Source organism: Burkholderia sp. Leaf177 (assembly GCF_001424345.1).
GTDB lineage: Bacteria > Pseudomonadota > Gammaproteobacteria > Burkholderiales > Burkholderiaceae > Caballeronia.
Genome location: NZ_LMPF01000025.1, coordinates 439,889 through 462,379, shown reverse-complemented (window position 1 = coordinate 462,379; position 22,491 = coordinate 439,889). Strand labels below are relative to the sequence as shown.

Annotated in this window: 16 protein-coding genes; 10 read left to right on the top strand and 6 right to left on the bottom strand. The window is 60.5% G+C overall.

Features of this window, described 5'->3' with window-relative positions; genetic code table 11:
* The first annotated feature begins 151 nt into the window (after positions 1–151).
* Positions 152–5,992: an excinuclease ABC subunit UvrA gene (gene uvrA, locus ASG35_RS28645; RefSeq protein WP_056365752.1), complete on the top strand. Its 5,841-nt coding sequence runs from the start codon at positions 152–154 to the stop codon at positions 5,990–5,992.
* Here the strand turns inward: uvrA and cynS are convergent.
* On the bottom strand, positions 5,986–6,435 hold the full coding sequence (gene cynS / locus ASG35_RS28640) for a cyanase (RefSeq protein WP_047846007.1): 450 nt from the start codon (positions 6,433–6,435) through the stop codon (positions 5,986–5,988). The genes uvrA and cynS overlap by 7 nt on opposite strands.
* A gap of 91 nt (positions 6,436–6,526) precedes the next feature.
* On the opposite strand from cynS, the gene ASG35_RS28635 reads away from it, so the two are divergent.
* The 5 genes from ASG35_RS28635 (at position 6,527) to ASG35_RS28615 (ending at position 13,531) form a co-directional block, all read left to right on the top strand.
* On the top strand, positions 6,527–6,940 hold the full coding sequence (locus ASG35_RS28635) for an ACT domain-containing protein (protein WP_056366140.1): 414 nt from the start codon (positions 6,527–6,529) through the stop codon (positions 6,938–6,940).
* A 93-nt stretch (positions 6,941–7,033) separates the two neighbouring features.
* On the top strand, positions 7,034–8,278 hold the full coding sequence (locus ASG35_RS28630) for a DUF445 domain-containing protein (protein WP_235527758.1): 1,245 nt from the start codon (positions 7,034–7,036) through the stop codon (positions 8,276–8,278).
* Positions 8,279–8,321: 43 nt separating this feature from the next.
* The gene (locus tag ASG35_RS28625) at positions 8,322–8,798 is read left to right on the top strand and encodes a nuclear transport factor 2 family protein (RefSeq protein WP_056365746.1); all 477 of its coding nucleotides are present in this window, start codon (positions 8,322–8,324) and stop codon (positions 8,796–8,798) included.
* Positions 8,795–10,711, top strand: a complete 1,917-nt coding sequence (locus tag ASG35_RS28620) for an amylo-alpha-1,6-glucosidase (protein WP_056365743.1) — start codon at positions 8,795–8,797, stop codon at positions 10,709–10,711. Before ASG35_RS28625 ends, ASG35_RS28620 begins: the two co-directional genes overlap by 4 nt.
* A gap of 84 nt (positions 10,712–10,795) precedes the next feature.
* Positions 10,796–13,531: an MGH1-like glycoside hydrolase domain-containing protein gene (locus tag ASG35_RS28615; RefSeq protein WP_056365740.1), complete on the top strand. Its 2,736-nt coding sequence runs from the start codon at positions 10,796–10,798 to the stop codon at positions 13,529–13,531.
* A gap of 10 nt (positions 13,532–13,541) precedes the next feature.
* On the opposite strand, the gene ASG35_RS28610 is transcribed toward ASG35_RS28615, so the two are convergent.
* From ASG35_RS28610 to ASG35_RS28595, 4 genes are all read right to left on the bottom strand, one after another.
* Positions 13,542–14,612, bottom strand: a complete 1,071-nt coding sequence (locus ASG35_RS28610; protein WP_056365737.1) for a TAXI family TRAP transporter solute-binding subunit — start codon at positions 14,610–14,612, stop codon at positions 13,542–13,544.
* 138 nt (positions 14,613–14,750) lie between these two features.
* Entirely contained in the window at positions 14,751–16,241 is a 1,491-nt protein-coding gene (locus tag ASG35_RS28605; RefSeq protein WP_056365734.1) for a zinc ribbon domain-containing protein, read from the bottom strand.
* A 502-nt stretch (positions 16,242–16,743) separates the two neighbouring features.
* Complete coding sequence (locus ASG35_RS28600; RefSeq protein ID WP_056365732.1) at positions 16,744–18,327, bottom strand: aldehyde dehydrogenase (NADP(+)); 1,584 nt, start codon at positions 18,325–18,327, stop codon at positions 16,744–16,746.
* 54 nt (positions 18,328–18,381) lie between these two features.
* The gene (locus ASG35_RS28595; protein WP_056365729.1) at positions 18,382–19,302 is read right to left on the bottom strand and encodes a dihydrodipicolinate synthase family protein; all 921 of its coding nucleotides are present in this window, start codon (positions 19,300–19,302) and stop codon (positions 18,382–18,384) included.
* A gap of 118 nt (positions 19,303–19,420) precedes the next feature.
* Between ASG35_RS28595 and ASG35_RS28590 the strand changes: the two genes are divergently transcribed.
* Entirely contained in the window at positions 19,421–20,350 is a 930-nt protein-coding gene (locus tag ASG35_RS28590; protein WP_056365725.1) for a LysR family transcriptional regulator, read from the top strand.
* A gap of 209 nt (positions 20,351–20,559) precedes the next feature.
* On the opposite strand, the gene ASG35_RS28585 is transcribed toward ASG35_RS28590, so the two are convergent.
* On the bottom strand, positions 20,560–20,847 hold the full coding sequence (locus ASG35_RS28585) for a hypothetical protein (protein WP_056365722.1): 288 nt from the start codon (positions 20,845–20,847) through the stop codon (positions 20,560–20,562).
* Between the two features lie 299 nt (positions 20,848–21,146).
* Here ASG35_RS28585 and ASG35_RS28580 point away from each other — a divergent pair, with 299 nt between their 5' ends.
* The 3 genes from ASG35_RS28580 to ASG35_RS28570 all read left to right on the top strand — a co-directional run bounded on the left by ASG35_RS28580 (position 21,147) and on the right by ASG35_RS28570 (position 22,269).
* Entirely contained in the window at positions 21,147–21,533 is a 387-nt protein-coding gene (locus tag ASG35_RS28580) for a hypothetical protein (RefSeq protein WP_056365720.1), read from the top strand.
* Positions 21,534–21,640: 107 nt separating this feature from the next.
* Positions 21,641–21,985, top strand: a complete 345-nt coding sequence (locus ASG35_RS28575) for a hypothetical protein (protein WP_056365717.1) — start codon at positions 21,641–21,643, stop codon at positions 21,983–21,985.
* A complete protein-coding gene (locus ASG35_RS28570; protein ID WP_056365714.1) occupies positions 21,985–22,269 on the top strand; it encodes a hypothetical protein in 285 nt (94 codons plus the stop codon). The genes ASG35_RS28575 and ASG35_RS28570 overlap by 1 nt, the downstream gene beginning before the upstream one ends.
* Positions 22,270–22,491: the final 222 nt, after the last annotated feature.

The window sequence follows — 22,491 nt, the reverse complement described above, 5'->3', positions numbered from 1 at the left end:
GTCTGCCGAAAACACTGTACGGGTGTACAGTATCGGATACATCCGCAGCTATCGCACCACAGCGCACCGGATCGCGGCGGCTCCTGCAGGAGTCCAGCACCGCACGGACGCTTTGGTGGACGATCTAACTCATTGAACCGGTTAGGAAAAATTGGCATCCAACAACGCAATCCGCATTCGCGGCGCTCGCCAGCACAATCTCAAGAACATCGACCTGGACCTGTACACGGGCCAGATGACCGTGGTGACCGGTCCCTCCGGCTCGGGAAAATCGAGCCTCGTTTTCGATACGCTCTACGCCGAAGGCCAGCGTCGCTATGTCGAGACGTTCAGCGCCTATGCACGGCAATTTCTCGACCGCATGGATCGTCCGCAAGTGGATCGCGTGGATGGCGTGCCGCCGGCCATTGCCATCGACCAGACGAATCCCGTGCGCAGTTCGCGCTCGACCGTCGGCACGATGACCGAGCTGAACGATCACCTGAAACTGTTCTACGCGCGCGCCGCCGAGCTCTTCGATAAAAAGACCTCGCATCAGGTCCGGCACGACACGCCGGAGACCATCTACGTCGAGTTGCTCGAACGCACGAAGGCGAATGATCCGCGGATTGCGATCACGTTTCCGGTCGAGTTGCCCGAATCCGCGAGCGATGAAGAAGTCGCGCAATGGCTTTCCGCGAGCGGTTATACGCGTGTTCAGGCCAAGCGGCATCAGGACGGCCGGCAGATGCTCGATGTCGTCGCGGACCGGTTCCGCTTGCAGAACACGGAGCGGTCGCGGGCGCTCGAGGCTATCGAAGGCGCGTTGTTGCGCGGCACGGGGCGCGTGAACGTGTACGTGTTGCCGGAGCCCGGCGCCGAAGATGCCGACAAGCCAAACGATGTGCCCACGTGGCGTTTCTCCACGGGACTTCATAGCCCCGAAAGCGATATCCGCTACGCCGATCCGCAACCCGCATTGTTCTCGTTCAACTCGGCGTACGGCGCATGCGAAACATGCCGTGGATTTGGCCGCGTGATCGGCGTGGATCTCGGCCTCGTGATCCCCGATGAACGCAAGACCCTGCGCGGCGGTGCGATCAAGACCATGCAGACGCCCGCGTGGCAAGAGAACCAGGATGATCTGCTGCGCTACGGCGCGAAGGCCGGCATTCGGCTCGGCGTGCCATGGAGCGAGCTGACGCAGAAGGAACGCGATTGGGTCATCGACGGTTCGCCCGACTGGACCGGCAAGTGGCAAAACCAATGGTATGGCGTGCAGCGCTTCTTCGATTATCTGGAATCGAAGGCGTACAAGATGCATATCCGCGTGTTGCTGTCGAAATATCGCAGCTATACGAAATGTCCGGTGTGCGAGGGCGCGCGGCTCAAGACCGAAGCGCTGCTGTGGCGTCTCGGCACGAAGGAACAGGCGGACGCCGTGCTGGATCCGGCTGATCGTTTCCTGCCGGCTGGCGTGCAATGGTCGCGTCCTCAACTCGAAGCGCTGCCCGGCCTTACGCTGCATGATCTGATGCTGATGCCTATCGAGCGGATTCGCCGCTTCTTCGATTCGCTGACGTTGCCAAGCACGTTGCTCGACGACGCGCTCAAGCTCTTGCATAACGAGGTCCGCACGCGCCTTAAATATCTCTGCGATGTCGGCCTGGGTTATCTCACGCTGGATCGCCAGAGCCGCACGCTTTCGGGCGGCGAAGTGCAGCGGATCAACTTGACGACCGCACTCGGCACGTCGCTCGTCAACACGCTGTTCGTGCTCGATGAACCGAGCATCGGCTTGCATCCGCGCGACCTGAACCGCATTGTCGAGGCCATGCACCGGCTGCGCGACGCAGGCAATACGCTGGTGGTGGTCGAGCACGATCCTTCGGTCATGCTCGCGGCGGATCGTCTTATCGACATGGGTCCGGGTCCGGGCGAACGCGGCGGCTCGATTGTGTACGACGGATCGCCGAACGATATCGAACACAGCGATACGCTTACCGGCGCGTACCTCGGCGGTCGCAAGCACGTGGCGCATGCGTCGAACTGGCAGCGTCGCGCAGTCGATGCAAAAACGCCACGGCTCGTGCTCGAAGGCGCGACCCAGCACAATCTTCGCGACGTTACAGTCGAGATTCCGTTGCAGCGCCTGGTGTGCGTGACGGGTGTATCCGGCTCGGGTAAATCGACACTGATTCAGGACGTGCTCGCGCCGGCCTTGCTGCGTCATTTCGGCAAGGCCACGGAAACGCCCGGCGCTTTCCGCGCGCTCAAAGGCGCGGACGAACTGAGCGAAGTGATCTTCGTGGACCAGTCGCCTATTGGACGCACGGCGCGTTCGAATCCGGCAAGCTACGTCGGCGCATTCGATGAAATCCGCAAGCTGTTCGCGAAGGCGCCGCTGGCTGCGCAACGCGGTTACAGCGCTGGCATGTTCAGCTTCAACTCGGGCGATGGCCGTTGCCCGACGTGCGGCGGTTCGGGCTTCGAACACGTCGAAATGCAGTTCCTGAGCGACGTGTATTTGCGTTGCCCGGATTGCGACGGCCGGCGTTATCGCGCGGAAATTCTCGACGTACAAATTGAACGCGATGGCCGGTCGCTGAGCGTCGCCGATGTACTCGACCTGACCGTGAGCGAAGCCGTTGCATGCTTTGCAAAGGACAAGGAAGTGCTGCGCGTGTTGCAGCCGATCGTGGACGTGGGACTTGAATACGTGAAGCTCGGGCAACCCGTTCCGACCTTGTCCGGGGGCGAAGCGCAGCGCCTCAAACTGGCGGGTTTCCTTGCGGAAACAGCGCAAGCCAGCGGCAACAAGCCGGGCCGCCTGTTCATGTTCGACGAACCCACCACGGGTCTTCATTTCGACGATATCGCCAAGCTCATGCAAGCGCTTCGGCGCCTGCTCGAACGCGGTCATTCGTTGATCGTGATCGAACACAATCTCGATGTGATCCGAGCTGCCGACTGGATCATCGACCTGGGTCCGGAAGGTGGCGATGCAGGCGGCCTGGTGGTTTGCGTGGGTACGCCCGAAGATGTTTCGGCATGCGAACAATCGCATACGGGCAAGGCCTTGCTCGACTACGAAGAAGCCATGGCGCCGGGCGCTGCGCAGAAGCGCGCGTCGGGCGTACCGCTGCAACTCGCGGCCGAAGTCGCGGCTGCGCGGCGTGCGTTGCAGGGCGAGGATGTAGTCCGTATTGTTAATGCACGCGAGCACAACCTGAAGTCGCTCGACGTCGATATTCCGCACGGCAAGTTCAACGTGATTACGGGCGTATCGGGTTCGGGGAAATCGACCCTGGCGTTCGATATCCTTTTCCACGAAGGACAGCGTCGTTACCTTGAATCGTTGAATGCATACGCGCGTTCCATCGTTCAACCGGCAGGGCGTCCTGAAGTCGATGCCGTTTATGGCATCCCGCCGACGGTTGCGATCGAGCAGCGTTTGTCGCGCGGCGGACGCAAGAGTACGGTCGCGACCACGTCGGAAGTCTGGCATTTCCTGCGGCTTCTGTATGTGAAGCTCGGCATCCAGCATTGCGTGCACGACGGCGCGCCTGTGACCGCGCAAAGTGCTGAATCTATCGTTGCGCAAATCTTGCGTGACTTCAAGGGCCAGCATATCGGCTTGCTCGCGCCGCTCGTCGTGAACCGCAAGGGGATCTACACCGACCTCGCGAAGTGGGCAAAAACACGCGGTCATACGCATCTTCGCGTGGACGGCGAGTTCCTGTCCGTCGATCCGTGGCCGAAGATCGACCGATTCAAGGAACACACCATCGAGTTGCCGGTCGGCGATCTGATCGTCAGCGTGAACGACGAAGCATCGCTCAGGAAGATGCTCGAAGACACGCTGGAACTCGGCAAGGGCGTGATGCATTTGCTTGCGCCGCTGGATGACCTGCACGGCGCGCTCAACGGCGGCAAGAATGGCACGAAGCACGTTGGCGAAATCCGCGTGTTCTCGACCAAACGCGCGTGCCCTGTTTGCGGCACGAGCTATCCCGAACTCGATCCGCGCATGTTCTCGTACAACAGCAAGCACGGCTGGTGCCACACGTGCGTGGGAACGGGCGTCAAGCTCACGCGCGAGCAGCGCGAAGCCTACGACGACACCTTGCTATCGGAAGACGTTCGCGGTCGGGAACAAACGATTCCATCGGCGGAACAGGAACCTGACGATGTCGGCGATCAGCCATGCCCGGATTGCGAAGGCACGCGCTTGAATGAAGTGGCGCGCGCGGTGACGTTCGGCAACCAGCCGATCACCGAAGTCGGCCGATGGACGGTCACTGCCACACGCGGCTGGATCAACAAGCTGAAACTGAAGGGACGTGACGCGGATATCGCGCGCGACGTGGTGAGCGAAATCGAGGGACGTCTGCAATTCCTCGAAGAAGTTGGCCTCGGATATTTAAGTCTCGATCGCGCCGCGCCTACGTTGTCGGGCGGCGAAGCGCAGCGCATCCGCCTTGCAGCGCAACTCGGCAGCAACCTGCAGGGCGTGTGTTATGTGCTCGATGAACCGACTATCGGGCTGCATCCGCGCGATAACAAGATCCTGCTGGATGCACTGAAAAAGCTCGGCGATAAAGGCAACACGCTGGTCGTCGTGGAGCATGACGAAGATACGATTCGCCGCGCGGATCACATCATCGACATTGGTCCGGGAGCGGGCAAACGCGGCGGTACGGTCGTGGCGCAAGGCGGTGTTGCCGACCTTGCTGCACAGCCTGATTCGCTCACGGGACAGTTCCTCGCGAACCCGATCCAGCATCCGCTGCAACCGCGCCGCGATGTCAAAACGGCGACCGCAAAACGCGCGGCGACGCCCGAGAACTGGCTTACGGTGCACGGCGCGACGCTGCACAATCTACGCAACGTCACCGCGAGCATGCCGCTCGGACGTCTGATTGCCATCACGGGCGTAAGCGGCTCCGGCAAGTCGACGCTCGCGCGCGATGTGCTGATGACCAACTTGCTCGATGCCGTCGGCCGCTCTGTGTTGTCGTCGCCGGCAACACGTCGCGCACGCAAGACCGCGCAAGCCGACATGCCCGCGCGCAATCGTTCGAGCGTGTTGTCGCGCGAGGCGCCGCGTCCGAAGTTCGATGTCACGCATCGTTGGCAAGGCTGCACGGAAGTGACCGGCTTCGAGACCATCGACCGCGTTCTGGAAGTCGATCAGACGCCGATCGGCAAGACGCCGCGTTCGTGTCCGGCAACGTATATCGGCATGTGGGACACCATCCGCAAGCTGTTCGCCGATACGCTCGAGTCACGCGCACGCGGCTACACGCCGTCGCGCTTTTCGTTCAACACCGGCGACGGCCGTTGCCCGGCGTGCGAAGGTCAGGGCGTGCGCACGATTGCAATGAGCTTCCTGCCCGACGTCAAGGTTCCGTGCGACGTCTGTCATGGTCAGCGCTTCAACCCTGAAACGCTGGCGGTGACGTGGCGCGGCAAGAACATCGGCGAAGTCCTGACGATGGAAATCGATGAAGCCGTCGAGTTCTTCTCGGCCATGCAAAGCATCGCGCATCCGCTGCAGCTGATGAAGGATGTCGGGCTAGGTTACCTGACGCTGGGCCAGCCGTCGCCCACGTTGTCAGGCGGCGAAGCGCAGCGGATCAAGCTCGTGACGGAATTGTCGAAGGTGCGTGACGACATTGGCCGGCGCGGACAAAAAGCGCCGCACACGCTGTATGTGCTCGACGAACCCACGGTCGGCCTGCATATGGCCGACGTGGCGAAGTTGATCCGCGTGCTTCACAGGCTGGTGGATGGCGGGCATTCGGTGGTCGTGATCGAGCACGATCTGGATGTGATCGCCGAAGCCGACTGGGTTATCGATCTCGGTCCGGAAGGCGGCACGGAAGGTGGATCGATCGTGGCCTCGACCGATCCGGAGACGCTCTCGCGGAATCCGCGCAGCCATACCGGCGCGGCGTTGCGGCCGGTGCTCGCGCGCGGCACGGCGGTTCCGGCCGAGGAAGTTCAGTAACTTTTATAGGGCAGGAATTTGCCCGATAAAACCACGTTGACCCGATCCCCTTTGGGATCGGGTTCGCGCTGGATGTCCATCGAAAAGTCGATGGCGCTCATGATTCCATCGCCGAATTCCTCGTGGATCAGCTCCTTGATCGTGGTCCCGTAAACGCTCACTATTTCGTACCACCGGTAGATCAGCGGATCGGTTGGCACGGCGGTTGGCAGCGAGCCTTTATAGGGCACAATCTGCAACCACGCGACGGCTTCGTCGGACAGATCGAAGAGGCCGCCGACAACTTCGGCTTGCGCCTTGGAGAACGTCATTTGCCCGAGGCATCCGGCCGTCACCCATTCCTTGCTCAAGCCGACTTTCTCCGCCACATCGGCCCATTTGAGCCCTTTGCTTACCTTGGCGGCGAGAATCATGCGAGTCACTTCGCTGCGATCGGAAATCATTCGTGTCACTCCTCGGGGTTTGTATGAAGCGAGTGTATCGGCCAATCGCGCGGCTGGCTGGCGGACAAAAATATCGCTGGAGATTCAACTCATGTCACAACCCGTCTACGACCTCAACACCTTGCTCGCCACCATGTCGCCGGAATTGCAGCCGGGCGTTTATATCTATGCAAGCGTCCCGTTCGGCACCGATCTGTCCGGTATCGAGCCCATTGCGATCTTTCGCGAACGCGAGGGCCTGACCATCATCGCGGAAGAATCCGAGGCGCTGAAAGCCGGGATAAAACCGATGTTTCGCGCCGCCTGGATCACGTTGACGGTGCATTCCGACTTGCAGGCGGTCGGCCTGACCGCGGCTTTTGCGGCCGCGCTCGGAAAGGCAAATGTCAGTTGCAATGTCGTGGCCGCGGCGTATCACGATCACGTGTTCGTGCCGATCGAATCCGCCGACAAAGCGATGGCTGCGTTGCAGCAACTTCAACGTGAAGGCTTGCGGGAAAGCTGAATCGTTCCGCTGGTATGCTGACGCCCTCGTGCAACCAACAAAAATGCAAAAACCGCAATGGCAACGCAGGACAAATCCCTCGCACTCAGAAAAATGAAATGGTTCGCCGCAGGCCTGCTGCTGGCGGCTGCCGCGCTGTTCGTGCTCGCAAAAACCCAGCACGAGGCTGGCGCCTGGGCCTGGGTCGCCGCCTTCGCCGAAGCCGCGATGGTCGGCGCGCTCGCCGACTGGTTCGCGGTCGTCGCGCTGTTCCGCCATCCGCTGGGCTTGCCGATTCCGCACACGGCCATTCTCCCGGCCAACAAAGCGCGCGTCGCCGATAACCTCGCCGAGTTCGTCCGCGACAAATTCCTCGGCACCGACGCGCTGGTCGCCCGCGTGAACGCCTTCGATCCCGCCGGCCGTCTTGCCATATGGCTTGCCGAACCTGCAAACGCGGCTCTGCTCGGCAGGAAAGCGGTTACGGCGGCGAGCCAGATGCTGGAGTTCATCGACGATGAACGCGTTAAGACAATGCTCCACGAAGCGCTGCGACGTCGCGCCGAACAGTTCGATCTGGCGGGTGCAGTCGGCGGATTGCTCTCGACCATGACAGCGGATCGTCGTCATCAAATGCTCCTCGACGAAGGCCTTCGCGAGCTTGCGCAATGGCTCGACCGGGAAGAAGTGCAGGGCATTCTCGCGGGCAAGATCATTGAAGTGGCCGGCGAGGAATATCCGAAACTTATCGGCATGCTGGGTTTCGTGGGCTTGAGCGCTGAAGACCTCGGCAACAAGTTCGCCGGCGGACTGGTGCGCGGCGCGAACAAATGGCTGCACGAGATCAGCGACGATCCTGAACACGAACGCCGCAAGGCGTTTGACCGCTCGGTGGAAGGGTTTATAGAACGATTGAAAAATGATCCGGCGTTCCGCGCGCGTATCGACCAGCACAAACGCGAATGGCTCGAACGTCCCGAATTGCGGACCTACGTGAACGGCTTGTGGGACGAGTTCAAGGAGTGGCTGCGCCGCGATCTTGCGCAACCTGACTCCACGTTGAACAAGAAGGTGACGGGCGCGGCGTCATCGTTTGCAGCCGCCCTCGGCGACGATCCCGCGTTGCGCGAATCGATCAACGAGCACATGCGCGACGCGCTTCGATCGCTTGCGCCGGAACTGCGCGATGGCATTGCGAAGCATATTGCCGCGACCGTGCGCAACTGGGACGACGCCACGCTCGTGCGCGACGTGGAACTGAGCGTGGGCCGGGACCTGCAGTTCATCCGCGTAAACGGCACGCTGGTGGGCGGACTGGTCGGCCTGATCATTCACGCTGTATCGATCTTCATGGTTTAAGCTTCTCGTAGTCGCGGTCAACCCATCCTCTTGAAGGCCGAACATGACGGACCCGAACGCCGCATTGATCCAGCGTTTCTACGAAGCCTTCCAGCGTTCCGACGCCGAGGCGATGGCCGCGTGTTATGCGCCCGACATCGAGTTCAGCGATCCCGTGTTCGGCGTGCTGCGCGGCCGTGAAGCCGGTGACATGTGGCGCATGCTGCTTGCGCGGGCAGCGGAATTTTCGCTGACCTTCGACAACATCAAATCGGTCGGACAAACGGCGACTGCAAACTGCGTCGCGACGTATCGCTTTTCACAAACGGGACGGTTGGTCGTGAATCGCATCCAAACACGCTTCATGATTCGCGACGGTCTGATCGTCGAACATCACGATACGTTCGATCTCTGGAGCTGGAGCCGTCAGGCGCTTGGTTTCAAGGGCTTGCTGCTGGGCTGGACATCGTTTGTGCAAAACAGGATCCGGGCGCAGGCGGCGAACGGACTGAGGGCTTACCGGCAACAACCGAAGACATGACACGCATCGATTCCCCGGCTCGCGAAGGACGTCTCAACGACGAATGGCTCGAAGCCGATGCATTTGGCGGCTTCGCTTCCGGAACAGCAGGCACGGAGCGTACGCGCCGCTACCACGCGCTGTTGCTCACGGCCACGCAACCGCCTGGAGGACGCATGGTGCTGGTGAACGGCGTGGAAGCATGGCTCGAAGACGCAGCGGGCGCGACGCGTATTCCGCTTACCATGCAACGCTACGGCGAAGGATCGGTGTGGCCGGACATATCGGCGAGCCTGCTTTCATTCAGTACCGAGCCATGGCCGACATGGCGTTATCAAATCAACGAGACCCAGGTCCTTACCGCTGAAGTATTTGTCGCGAAGGAAAGCGCGAATACGGTGCTTCGATGGCGGCTGGACAACAGCGCGCTGACGCTGAAAGTGCGGCCTTTGATGTCCGGTCGCGACTATCACGCGCTGCATCACGAGAACGCCGCGTTCAATTTCGATTACATCGCGAACGGCAATCAGATCCGCTGGCAAGCGTATGGCGATGTCCCCGCGGTGATAGCGGAATCGAATGGATCGTATGTTCACGCGCCCGACTGGTATCGCAATTTCTGCTATACGGTCGAACGAGAACGCGGCATGGATTTCAACGAGGACCTTGCAACGCCCGGCGTTTTTTCCTTCGATTTATCGCGCGGGGAAGCGGTGCTTGTTTTCAGCGCAAACGAGGGCACGCAAAAGACCGCAGCCGAACTGGCAGACGTGGAACAAGCGCGCCGCGCAGCGTTTCCCACTGCGCTGCAACGTTCCGCCGATAGCTACATTGTCGCTCGCAACGAGGGCAGCACGATCCTCGCGGGCTTCCCGTGGTTCACCGACTGGGGTCGCGATACGTTCATTGCAATGCGTGGTTTGATGATCGCATCGGGACGTCTTTCGGATGCCGAATCAATTCTGCTCGAATGGTCCAGCACGATCTCGGAAGGCATGTTGCCAAATCGTTTCCCGGATAGCGGCGCGCCGGAATACAACTCGGTGGATGCGTCGCTGTGGTTCGTGGTGGCCGTGCATGATTATCTGGCAACCGGTCACGCGGCGGAGAAAACGCGGGATCGCTTGCAGAACGCGGTCGATGCAATCCTCGAAGGCTACATGAACGGGACGCGCTATCAGATCGCCGCCGATCCGAAAGACGGCCTGCTGCGCGCCGGGGTTCCCGGTGTTCAACTGACATGGATGGACGCCAAGGTGGGCGACTGGGTTGTGACGCCGCGCATCGGCAAGCCGGTTGAAGTCCAGGCGCTCTGGATCAATGCATTGCGTATTGCCGCCGCGTGGAATCCTCGCTGGAGCGAATCCGCGGCGCGTGCAACCGACGCCTTTCAACAACGTTTCACGAACCCCGCCAGCGGCGCGCTTTACGACGTCGTGGATGCCGATCACGAATCCGGCGACATCGATCATTCAATTCGGCCGAACCAGCTTTTTGCGGTCGGTGGCTTGCCGTTTTCGCTGATTACCAACGACGAAACTGCGCGCGCCGTTGTCGATCAATGCGAGCAGCTTTTGCTCACGCCAATGGGCATGCGGACCTTGTCGCCGCATGACCCGGCTTACAAGGGCCGGTACACCGGCACGCCGCTCGAACGCGATGGCGCCTATCATCAGGGCACGGTCTGGCCGTGGCTTCTCGGCGCGTTCGTGCAAGCGTGGTTGCGGGTGCATCGGGACAATCCGGCTTCGAAAGCAGAAGCCCGCGAGCGCTTCCTGAAGCCGTTATACGAGCATCTGCATCGGGCAGGGCTCGATCACGTCTCCGAAGTCGCTGACGGCGACGCGCCGCACACACCCGGCGGCACGTCATTCCAGGCGTGGTCGCTCGGCGAACTCATGCGCCTCGAACGCCTGCTTGCCGGCGATTCCTGACGATTCCCGACGATTAATGCCGATGTCGCGCAAACGCGCTAGATTATCGGTCTTCACTGTCACGCTTTAGCTTAAGGACGCACCATGCCGCCACTGCGCGCTACCAAGTCGCTCGACACCATAGAAGGGTCGCGCCTTCATTCCACCGATTGTTCGCGCTGGCAGCGTTGGGGCCCGTATCTCAGCGAGCGTCAATGGGGCACGGTGCGCGAGGATTACAGCGAGAACGGCACGGCGTGGGACTATTTTCCGCACGATCATGCGCGCAGCCGGGCTTACCGTTGGGGCGAGGACGGCATCGCCGGATTCAGCGACGACAAGCTCAACTGGTGCGTCTCGCTCGCGATGTGGAACGGTCAGGACGCCATCCTGAAGGAGCGTCTGTTCGGCCTTACGAATGCGCAAGGTAATCATGGCGAGGACGTAAAAGAGCTTTATTTCTACGTCGACGGCACGCCCACGCATTCCTATATGCGCATGCTTTACAAATACCCGCACGCGGCGTTTCCGTACGACGATCTCGTCGCGGAGAACGGGCGGCGGGGCGCTGACGTGCCCGAGTACGAAGTGCTCGATACCGGTGTATTCGAGGACAACAAGTACTTCGATATCCATATCGAATATGCGAAGCACACGCCCGAAGATATCGTGATGCGCGTTACCGTTGAAAATCGCGCGGATCGTCCAGCCGCTATCGACCTGTTGCCGCAGATCTGGGCACGCAACACGTGGTCGTGGAAGCCGGCAGAGAAACCGTCGCTCAAGTTGTTATCCGACAGCAAGGGCCAACGCGTGGTTGCGCACTGCGACGGACACGCGCCCATGGTCGTGACCGCTGAAGCGCGCGATGGCGCGGTCATCGACTGGGTGTTCTGCGAAAACGAAACCAACGTCAGGCGTTTGTTCGGTTCCGAAGGGCCGGGTCCGTTCAAGGACGGTTTCAACGACTACATCGTGCATGGCGAAGAAGGCGCCATTCGACGCACTAGCGGCACGCGTGCCGCCGCGCATGTGCACATTGAAGTCGCCGCGAACAGCCGTGCCGTCGTGACAATGCGCTGGCGTCCGGAAGCCGATGCCGACACAGATCGCCAGCCGCTCGATATCGATGCGCTGTTTGCGCGCCGTATCGCGGAAGCCGACGCGTTCTATGCCGGCTTGCAGCATGAAATGGACGACGCCGACCAACGCCTCGTGCAACGTCAGGCGCTCGCGGGCATGTTGTGGTCGAAGCAGTTCTACATGTTCGACGTCACGCGCTGGATGGACGGCGATCCGTTGCAACCCGAGCCTCCCAAAGGGCGCAAGCGCGGCCGCGACGCCGACTGGCGGCACCTGTGCAACGCCGACATTGTTTCCATGCCCGATAAATGGGAATACCCATGGTACGCATCGTGGGACCTCGCGTTCCATGCCGCGGCCTTCGCGCTGATCGATCCCGCGTTTGCAAAGCGTCAGTTACTGCTGCTCGTGAAGGACCGTTATCAGCATCCTAACGGGCAACTGCCTGCCTACGAATGGGCTTTCGGCGACGCCAATCCACCGGTGCACGCGTGGGCCACGTGGCGTGTTTATGAAATCGATCGGGCGATCACGGGCAAGACCGATCGCGATTTTCTCGAGCTCGTGTTCCACAAGCTGCTGCTGAATTTTTCGTGGTGGGTGAACCGCAAGGACGCCGATGGCCGCAACATTTTCCAGGGCGGTTTCCTCGGGCTGGATAACGTGGGGATTTTCGATCGCTCGGCGCCGTTGCCAACGGGCGGTCGTATCGATCAGTCGGATGGCACCGCGTGGATGGCCGCTTACGCGCTCGACCTGATGCGCATTGCGCTGGAACTCGCGGTCGCGAACCACGTGTTCGTGGATATCGGCGTGAAATTCTTCGAGCATTTTTTGTATATCGCGGAAGCGGTCAGTTGCAGCGATACGTGCGACACCGGGCTTTGGGACGAGCGCGACGAGTTTTTCTACGACGTGCTGCAACTCCCCGACGGCACGAGCGTGCCCATGCGAATCCGTTCCATCGTCGGGCTGATTCCGTTGTTCGCGGTTCATGTGCTCGAAGAACATCTGCATGGTCACTTGCCCGGATTGCGAGATCGCCTGACGTGGTTCCTCGAACATCGGCCGGATCTGGCGAAGCTGGTTTCACGATGGAACGAGCCAGGCAAGGGCAACAGTCTGCTGCTCTCGGTGCTGCGCGGACATCGCATGAAAGCGCTGCTCAAACGCATGCTCGATGAAACCGAGTTCCTCTCCGACTACGGCGTGCGCGCGTTGTCGCGCGTGCATCAGGACGAACCGTTCGTACTGCAGCATAACGGCGACCGCTTTTGCGTGAAGTATTTGCCGGCGGAATCGGATTCGCGCGTGTTCGGCGGCAACTCGAACTGGCGCGGACCGATCTGGATGCCGGTCAACTATCTGCTGATCGAATCGCTTTACGAGTTTCATCGTTATTACGGCGATGATTTTCGCGTCGAATATCCAACGGGATCGGGCGTGAAGTTATCGCTCAATGCCATTGCCGACGAACTCGCGAAACGCCTGACACGCCTGTTCCTGAAGGGCCAGGACGGCCGACGCCCGGTGATGGCCGCGTATCCACAATTGCAAGCCGATCCGCGTTCGGATGATCTCGTGCTGTTCCACGAATATTTCCATGGCGACACCGGCCGAGGCGTGGGCGCGTCGCACCAGACCGGCTGGAGCGGGCTGGTTGCGTTGCTGTTGCAGCCGCGCGTGACCGACGTGGCGGGCAATGTGCCGGTCGGCGGCGCGGCGGTTCCTCAGGAAGCGGAGCTTGCGGCCAAATAATCCGCGCCTGCTATTCGTTGCACAGCATCAGCACTTTCTCGGCATCGGTGCAGGCGCGCTTGGGTGCGCTCGGCGTCGCCGGCGCGGCCGATCCCGCCGATGCAGTCCGCTTGATGCACGCGCGCAAGCGCTTTTCTATCGGCGGATAATATTTCCAGCCGCGGCTCAGCGGCGGCAACTCTAGTTTCACCTGCTTCCATTTCGGATGGCCGTTGGCCTGCAGTTCATCGAAGTGAGTACATAACGAATCGGCGAACTGCGTCATCATCCCGACCGTGCCGCGAAGGTTGTAGTCGTAGGTCACGAGAAACGCCTTCACGGTCAGCGTGGGCGAGTCTTCCTTGATCCAGTTCGGATAGCTCGTCGTGCGGATCGTCGCCGGGAAATATGTCTGCTCCGCGCGCGCGGTTTCAGGCACCGATGGATCGAGCTTCAGCAGCTTGATCTGGCTCAGCAGGTCCGGATTCAGGTCCTGGAAGAGTTTCGCCGGTTGCCCCGCGACGATGATCGCCACATCGAGCTTGCGAACGATCAGCTTTGCAAGCGCGTCCTCGTTGCTGTAATGCTGCGTCTGCGCTTCGGGTATCGCCTGGTTGAACATCAGCTTGTAGAGCGTGGTCGCCGATTGCGCGGTGCCGCTGCCGATCAACCCCACGCTGATGCTCTTGTCCTTGATCTCGTGAATGTAGTTGATCGGCGAATCCGAGCGCACCACGAAATAAATCTCCTCGTTATAAAGCGGCATGATCAGGCGCAGTGGCTGAATGATCTTGCCCGCTTCGGAGTTGCCGGTTTTCGCCATATCGAGGTAAGCCTGATAGACGTCCGATTGCACGAGCGCGAACTTCACGCCCGGCTCGTATCGCATGCGCTGGACGTTTTCGGCGGAGCCCTTCGATGCCAGCACGTCCAGGCTCATGTTGATCGGATCGGCAACCCATTTCGCGAGATCCTGGCCTATCTGAATATAAGTGCCGCGTTCCGGTCCGGTGACAATCTTGTAGTCGGCCTGCGCCTGGGCGTGGCCAGACAAGCCGGCGAGCCCGAGCAGGGCGAACAGCATGAGTACGGTCTTGCGCATGATGTCGTTTGAGTCGTTTTAATGTGTTTGGCTACGTTTATTGCACGCATTGATCAATGTGGCCCGCGTCTCCGGGCGCGGCCTTGGTGTCTCCTCCGGTCTCCTTGGTGAATCTGGTGCTGCGCGTTTTATGCCTGTCTATTGCGGCGTCTGTCGCTGTTTCGACGATTGCCCTTTGGACCATCCCGATTCCAGAATCGCGCGCTCTTCGGCGTCGGCGTCTGTCGTGCTGCGGACGGGTGTTTTCGGTTGGACCGTGTTCGGTGAGTTGTCTCCTGCGGCAAGCGTGCGAGTGACGATAACCGGCGCCGGATTGGTTGCGACTTGGCTTGCAGGAATCATCGTTGCGGACGGCGGCGACACGTTTGCGCGGACGGGTACGGCTTCGGTGACCGGCTGCGTGTCCAGTGACGGTGTACGCACGGCAGGCGTTGCCGGCGATGCCGCACGTGCGACCGGCGTTTCCGGTCCATCGGGCATCGGAATGAAAGACGATGTAGACGTCGATGCGGATACCGCTGCTTGCGGCGCAGCAATGTCTCCAGCCGATGTCAGCGGCGCATGCGACCCCGTGCTCACGCGCGTGGAATCGGAGGCTACCGGCGCTGCCTGCGTGGATGTCGCCACCGTTGCAGGCATGACCGGGATCGGGCGCAACGGCGCAGACGGCACCGATACAACCTTGCGCGCGGAAGACGACGGGGACGGAGACGGGGATGCAGGCGTTGCCGCGAGCGGCGTCGGTACGCTGGATTTCGGCGTTGCGCGGGCGGTCGGAGGCGCGGTCTTGTTCAGCCATCCCGAGCGCGTGATCGCATGTTCGACGAGCGTTTGCGCTTCCACGTTGCTTGCATCGATAGCCAGTACGTCACGCGCATTCTGACGCACGCATATCCACGAACCAGTCGCTTCGCAACTGCGCGCCATTTGCAGGAGGTTGTCGCGCGTGCGTTCGAGATTTGCGAGTTCGGACTGGGTTCGCTGCATGTTGCCCGCGCTCAATTGCGCCGCCGGAATCTTCGAAAACCGACGCCGTGCGGTTGTCAGATCGGCGCGCTCGATGGCATCGCGCGCAGCTTGCAGATTGTCGATTGCCGCAGCCGATGTTGCCGGCACGCGAGCGCTGGTATCGACAGCAGGCGCTGCGGACACGGGCGCAGGTGCTGGCTGCGCCGCCGCAATTGCGGCCGGTTGAACCACAGGCGCGGGCGCGGTTACGGCACGCGCCGCTTTCATATCGATGGCGCCATATGCGCTGTGCCCCGCCGGCGTCTCCGCTTTGGTACCGTCGCGATCGCCGGATTGCGAATAGATGACGCCGCCGGCAATCAGCGCCAGCATGACGGCGCCGAGTGTGACGCTCTTCGAGTTGTCCCAGCGCTGCTCGCCGGTTCCGGCGAATTCGGCTTCTTCGGGCACACTTGGATAAGGTGACGGCGTCGCCATCGAAGCACGGCGCGCGGCGAACAAACGCAGTCCGTTCGGGATGCCTTCAGCCTGTCCGGACGTGCGGACGCCGCCGTGATCCGCGCCGCAATGCGGACAGGTCTCGGCGTCGCTCAGGATGGAGTTGCCGCAACGCAAGCACGTCACGGATTCGGCAGACGATGGAAACAAAAGACGGGCCATGCGAAAAACCTCCCGGGACACAAGGGTTGTCCATACCGCTTGCGCGTCCGGTTAATTCAGACGAAACGATGATCGTATGATGATATTGCTTCGGACTCCCTAAGCTGGACATGCGCTGAGTGAGCGGACCCAATATGTGACATCTGCGCGACGGCGTCAACACATGGTCTACGCCAAGCGGGGCGCGTAATCCACGCCAACATGAAGGTGGGAAATGCCTGTGCTGGCTGTTTCGGACAAGGTGCGCTGCAACATGTAAAAGCGACCTGTAGTTTCGTCGGCAACGAGCTAGGTTCTGTCGGATTACGACGCTCTGAGAGAGCTGGAAGAACCATTGAAACGGCAGCAAGTCACGCGAAAATCTTTTTATTTTTTTGAGTATTTACGCGAAAGCGGGTCGGCCTGCGGCCCGCGTGCGTTGTATAAGACCGGTGTTTCAACATACGAGTGGCGAGCATTCAGGGCAGCGGTCGAACCGCTGCGCTGAAACTCGCCGGAGACTTTACTTGCCCAACTGCAGCTTGCCATCGATACGACGATTCAGCCCGAGCGGATTGTCCGTCTTGAGTGCATCGGGCAGCAGGCCTTCGGGCAGATCCTGATAGCTCACCGGACGCAGGAAACGATCGATGGCGAGACTTCCAACCGACGTCGAACGTCCGTCCGCGGTGGACGGGAACGGGCCGCCATGGACCATTGCATGGCCTACTTCAACGCCTGTGCCGAACCCGTTCACCAGAATGCGTCCCGTGCGGCGTTCGAGCGCCGGGAGGACCTTGCGGGCATCGGCGTAATCGGCTTCATCGATATGCAGCGCCGCCGTCAACTGACCTTCAAGCTCTTCGATCAGATCGAGCATCGTGGAAAGATCCGGGCATCTCACGATCAGGGAGGCCGCGCCGAAGATCTCTTCCTGCAACTCGACATTGGCGCGGAACGCTTGCGCCGTCGTCGAGAACAATGCTGCCTGACCTTGCGTTGCGCCCTTGGCTTCGGCGCCGCGCGCGAGCGTCTTGACATCGCCGTGTTCGGCCGTCTTGGCGAGCGCCGATACATATGCCTTGTGAATGCCCGGCGTCAGCATGGTCGCGGCCGGAATGTCGCTCAACGCAGCCGAGGTCGCTTCAATGAAGGCATCGAGATCCGGTCCATCGACGGCGAGCACCAGTCCCGGATTCGTGCAGAACTGTCCTGCGCCCAATGCAAGCGAACTCGCGAACGCCTTGCCAATCGCCGCGCCGCGATTCTTCAGCGCATTCGGGAACAGCAGGACCGGGTTGATGCTGCTCATTTCCGCGTAGACGGGAATCGGCTCGCGACGCGCTGCCGCGAGTTTCATCAACGCCGTGCCGCCGCCGCGCGAGCCAGTAAAGCCCACTGCCTTGATGCGTCGATCCGATACGAGTCCCTGGCCAATATCGCGGCCACTATCGAAGAGAAGGGAGAACGTGCCTTCTGGCAGACCGCAATCCGCGACCGCTTTTTGCACGGCCGCGCCGACCAGCGCCGACGTGCCCGGGTGCGCCGAGTGCGCCTTCGCGATCACCGGGCAGCCCGCGGCAAATGCGGATGCGGTGTCGCCACCGGCTACCGAAAATGCCAGCGGGAAATTGCTCGCGCCGAACACGGCGACCGGGCCGAGCGGCACGTAACGCAGACGCAGATCCACGCGCGGCAGCGGCTGGCGTTGCGGTTGAGCGGGATCAATACGAACGCCGAGGAAATCGCCTTCACGCACGACCGCCGCGAACATGCGCAACTGGCCGACGGTCCGGCCGCGTTCGCCCTCTATACGTCCACGCGGCAGCCCGCTTTCCGCGATACACCGCTCGATCAGCACATCGCCGATATCGAGGATATTTTGCGCGATCGTTTCGAGGAACTTCGCGCGCGTTTCGAGCGGCAGTTCGCGATACACATCCGATGCCGCCCAGGCAAGCGCGCACGCTTCTTCGAGTTGGCCCAACGTGGCGCCGCCGAAGGCCGGGGCGAGTTGTTCGCCGGTGGCGGCATCGACGCCCTTGATGGAGCCGTTCGTGCCGGCAACACTTTTTTTGCCGATCAGCAGATTGCTGGAAATTTCCATGATGATTCGATTCCTCGGATGGTGTCGGGTGTAGAGAAGCGTGTCTGGAAACCGTTACTTGCCCCAGCTCAGCACGAGCGGATCGAGGCGGCGCGCGACCCTCAAAAGACCTGCGCGCGTGGCGGGGTGCATCGGCGCGAACGGGTGACGGGTCGTGTCCGAACGGATCACGCCGCCTTCCATCATCAGCGCCTTGCAAGCCGCGAGGCCGCACTGGCGGTTTTCATAGTTGATGAGCGGCAGCCATTGTTCGTAAAGCACGGCAGCGCGTTCAGCGTCGCCGGCGGTGTAGGCATCGACGATCTTGCGGATGCCATCCGGATAACCGCCGCCGGTCATGGCGCCGGTTGCGCCGGCATCGAAATCCGGGATCAGCGTGATGGCTTCTTCGCCGTCCCACGGACCGACGACCGCATCGCCGCCGAGTTCGATCAACTCGCGCAGCTTCGATGCCGCCTGCGCAGTCTCGATCTTGAAGTACGACACGTTCGCCACTTCCTTCGCGAGCTTGGCGAGGAAGGGCGCCGAGAGCGGCGTGCCGGCGACGGGCGCGTCCTGGATCATGACCGGGATATCGATGGCGTCGGACACCCGCGCGAAGAATTCGTAGATGCCGCGTTCGCCCACGCGGATGGTCGCGCCGTGATACGGCGGCATGACCATGACCATCGCGGCGCCCGCGTCCTGCGCGGCGCGGCTGCGGGCGGCGCAGACGTCGCTGCTGAAGTGGGTGGTCGTCACGATCACCGGCACGCGGCCCGCCACGTGTTCCAGCACGGTCTTCTGGACGGCCGAGCGTTCGTCGTCGGTGAGCGCGAATTGTTCGGAGAAGTTGGCGAGGATGCACAGGCCGTGCGATCCGGCATCGATCATGAAATCGATCGCGCGCCGCTGGCCATTCAGGTCGAGCCGCCCGGCGGCGTCGAAGACGGTTGGCGCGACCGGAAACACGCCGCGGTAGATCGGTTGGGTCATGACAGTCTCCAATTTTGATTTGGGGCCACTATAGGGCGAGCGCGCGGGCGTTGTATAGTGAAACCTTTCCATCTCGTGATCGCTTTTGCGACTCGCCCGAAAGCTCCCACAGAACATCATGAAATCCACGCTCGACGTATTGATGAGCCGCTTGCGCATGAAGCAGCTCCAGTTGCTGATTGCGCTCGACGATCACAAGTCGCTGCACAAAGCATCCAGCGCGATGTCGATGACGCAGTCCGCCGCGAGCAAGGCGCTCGCCGAGCTTGAATCCATGCTCGAAGGACCGTTGTTCGAGCGCGCGAAGAAGGGGCTCGTGCCGAACCAGTTTGGGCACTGCGTGATCCGCTACGCGCGTTTGTTGGCCGCCGACCTGACCGCGTTGTGCCAGGAAGTCGCCGACATACGCTCTGGAACCGGCGGTCGGCTGGCGGTGGGCGCGATCATGGGTTCGGTGCCGGATCTCGTCGTGCCGATCTTGAACAGTTTGCAGGAAAGCAACCCGGGTTTATCGATAGAAATCGTCGAGGACACGAGCGCGCGCATGTTGTCGATGCTCGACGAAGGGCGCCTGGACCTCGTGGTCGGCCGTTCGATTGTCAGCGACGAACCGTCGAAATATCACTATCAGCCGCTGGGCGACGAGCCGTTGTCGGTGGTGGTGGGTTACGGCCATCCGCCGTTTGCATCGGGCGGCCTGAGTTTTGCCGATCTTGCCGGGCACAGATGGGTGACGTACCCGAGCTCGATGCCCATGCAGGCCATGCTGGCGCGCGAGATGGATCTCGCTGGCGCGCAGGTGCCGATGAGCGCGATCTCGACGGCATCGACGTTCGTGACGGTGGCGTTGTTGCAATCCAGCGTGGATCTGGTTTCGGTGCTGCCGGCGGGCGTGGCGCGGCTTTTTTGCGAACATCGGATGCTGCGCACGGTGCCGATAGATTTCAAGTCGAAGTCGCAGACGTTCGGGATCGTGACGCGAAGGGTTGGAGTGTTATCGCCGATGGGGCGACAGTTCGTGGAGATGGCGATGGGGATGGGGCGGTGAGCGGAGGGGTTGCGTTGACGTGCTGCAGCGCGACCCGCTCGAATTCCGCACGGGCGGGACTTGCATGGCGGCGTTAATGCTTCAAGCTGGAACTAGTGAGCCGAGGCCGACGATGTAACGACCTTAGCTGACCCAGCCCGATCCGAAAACCGTGCAGCGTTGTGTGATCGTTCAACTTGCGGACCAATGCTTCGTCCGCGCGTACCCTCTTATTTTCGGCCGTCCGCCGCGTCTACTATATTGCGTCCGTTGCCATCCGTTAATAACACGAGCGGGCGCAGTTCGGGATATTGCGAAACCAAGGACATCAATACGGAAGCACCGATTCGTCGCGCGGATTCGTCATCCAGCGTTGTTTCATCGTTCACCGGAATTTCGAGAAACGGGCGCTTTTGGACATTGCTTACATTAGCAAGCGCGCTCGCCGATAGCCAAAACTGGCGAAGGGTTTTGGTATCCGAGTCGTACTCCGTACGCAGGTATTGGAACGGCATCATTCAGTAACCTCGACAAGTTTGGTAGTTCGTAAAAGCGTGTTGTTTGCACAGTGCATAGCTGAGTGGATGGATATAAATCGCGCGTGTGAACTCACATTGATCTAGTTCGAATTCGTACATCGTATGACATTCCGCTTCGTGCGCTTCACCCTTTTCGTCGTTTAGCTTGTCGCATTGCGCCTTTCGCGGGTATTGACACGTAGTTCTAGCTTTTGGCGTTATTGCGACGTGCTATTTTGAGATGGGCATGCGCGGAAGTGCGTTAGCGTAACGGGCATTACAACAACGAAATAATCAGGATGACAACGGAATTGATGCGTTATGACGGTTACCGCTACGTGATGCGTAAGGGGCAACGCTTCAGCGTCTGCGATGATGCCGATAAAACGAAGGCAGGGCGCGCCATGCTAATGGGCGCGGATATGCACATATGGGAATCGAACCTGGCGCTTGTGGAGCGCGTAGAATCGTTTTTGCGAAGCGGTTTCCCGTGGTACTCGCAATTAGACAAGAGCACGCGGGACACGCTGCAGACGTTGCTTTCATATGTGCGTGATGGTGCAGTTGATATCTTGCAGGAAGGCAGCGCGACCACGAATGCTTTCGAGAACGGAGGCTTTACGCTTGATCCGCCAGCGCGACAAGATAGATCAGATAGACCACCGTTTGATTACAACACGTTTTAGAACCGGATCGTCAATCGCTGCGCGAATACAATGCAGCGATTGACGCGCGTATCGAGCGGGAAGCGCGGTTGAGTCCTTCACCTTTCGAAACTGTGAAAGAGTCGGAGATGCCGTTCCTACTCTCGGTCGTGAGAATGGTGGCGCGTAGTGCAAATCTCAGATGCCAAACCGTGCAAACACCAGCGTCGGGCCTTGACGAAATTGCAGACAAGACAGGTTCGCCGCTAGGCAACGCCGAACCTTTTGAATACATGAAAAGCGCGACGGGCAATGATGTGTTGTCTATTGCAGCGCGCGGAGTGAGCGAAGCGCACGAGGCGGATTGCTTTAGCGAATATAAGATTGACATGCAGCAGTGCGACGCGCTTGCATTTCATTTGGGCGGCGCACGCATGTCAACGCTATGCAAACAAAACGCTTTCGACAGATATCAACAATGTAGGGGTTACTAATGGCACCAAACGACAAACAGCGTTCGCTCGTTTTGACTTATTCACCAGATACCGACGCGATCAACATTCATAGCGTATCAACTAACGCAATTGCAGCAGCCACTGAGAATGCGCTACTTGCACCGGTCTTTTTAGAGGAGCACGGTCACGCGTTGAACGACGAATTTGCGCGCCGGTTAGGTGCGGGGCTGCTTGCAATGCTCGCGATCTCGCACCCTGAGATAAAGGCTTTTATTTCGACAACGGTACGCCCGTTACCTGATGACGCGTCGTCGAGTGCTTAAAGCGCCGACGCGCGTACATGTGGGCTTTTCGTATCAGCGGGGCGGGAAAATCTTACGCTGAACCCATAACCGCGCGCAGTTTGTTGTCTCGTCAGTCACGATGAAAATGGTGCTCTCTAGAACAACGGTGTCCACACCGAAGCGATTCCAGCCAGACTTCCCTTCGCCGCCATCCTCTCCGTTCTAAGCATAGAAGTTTTATGTGGTTCCACTATTTCCCCT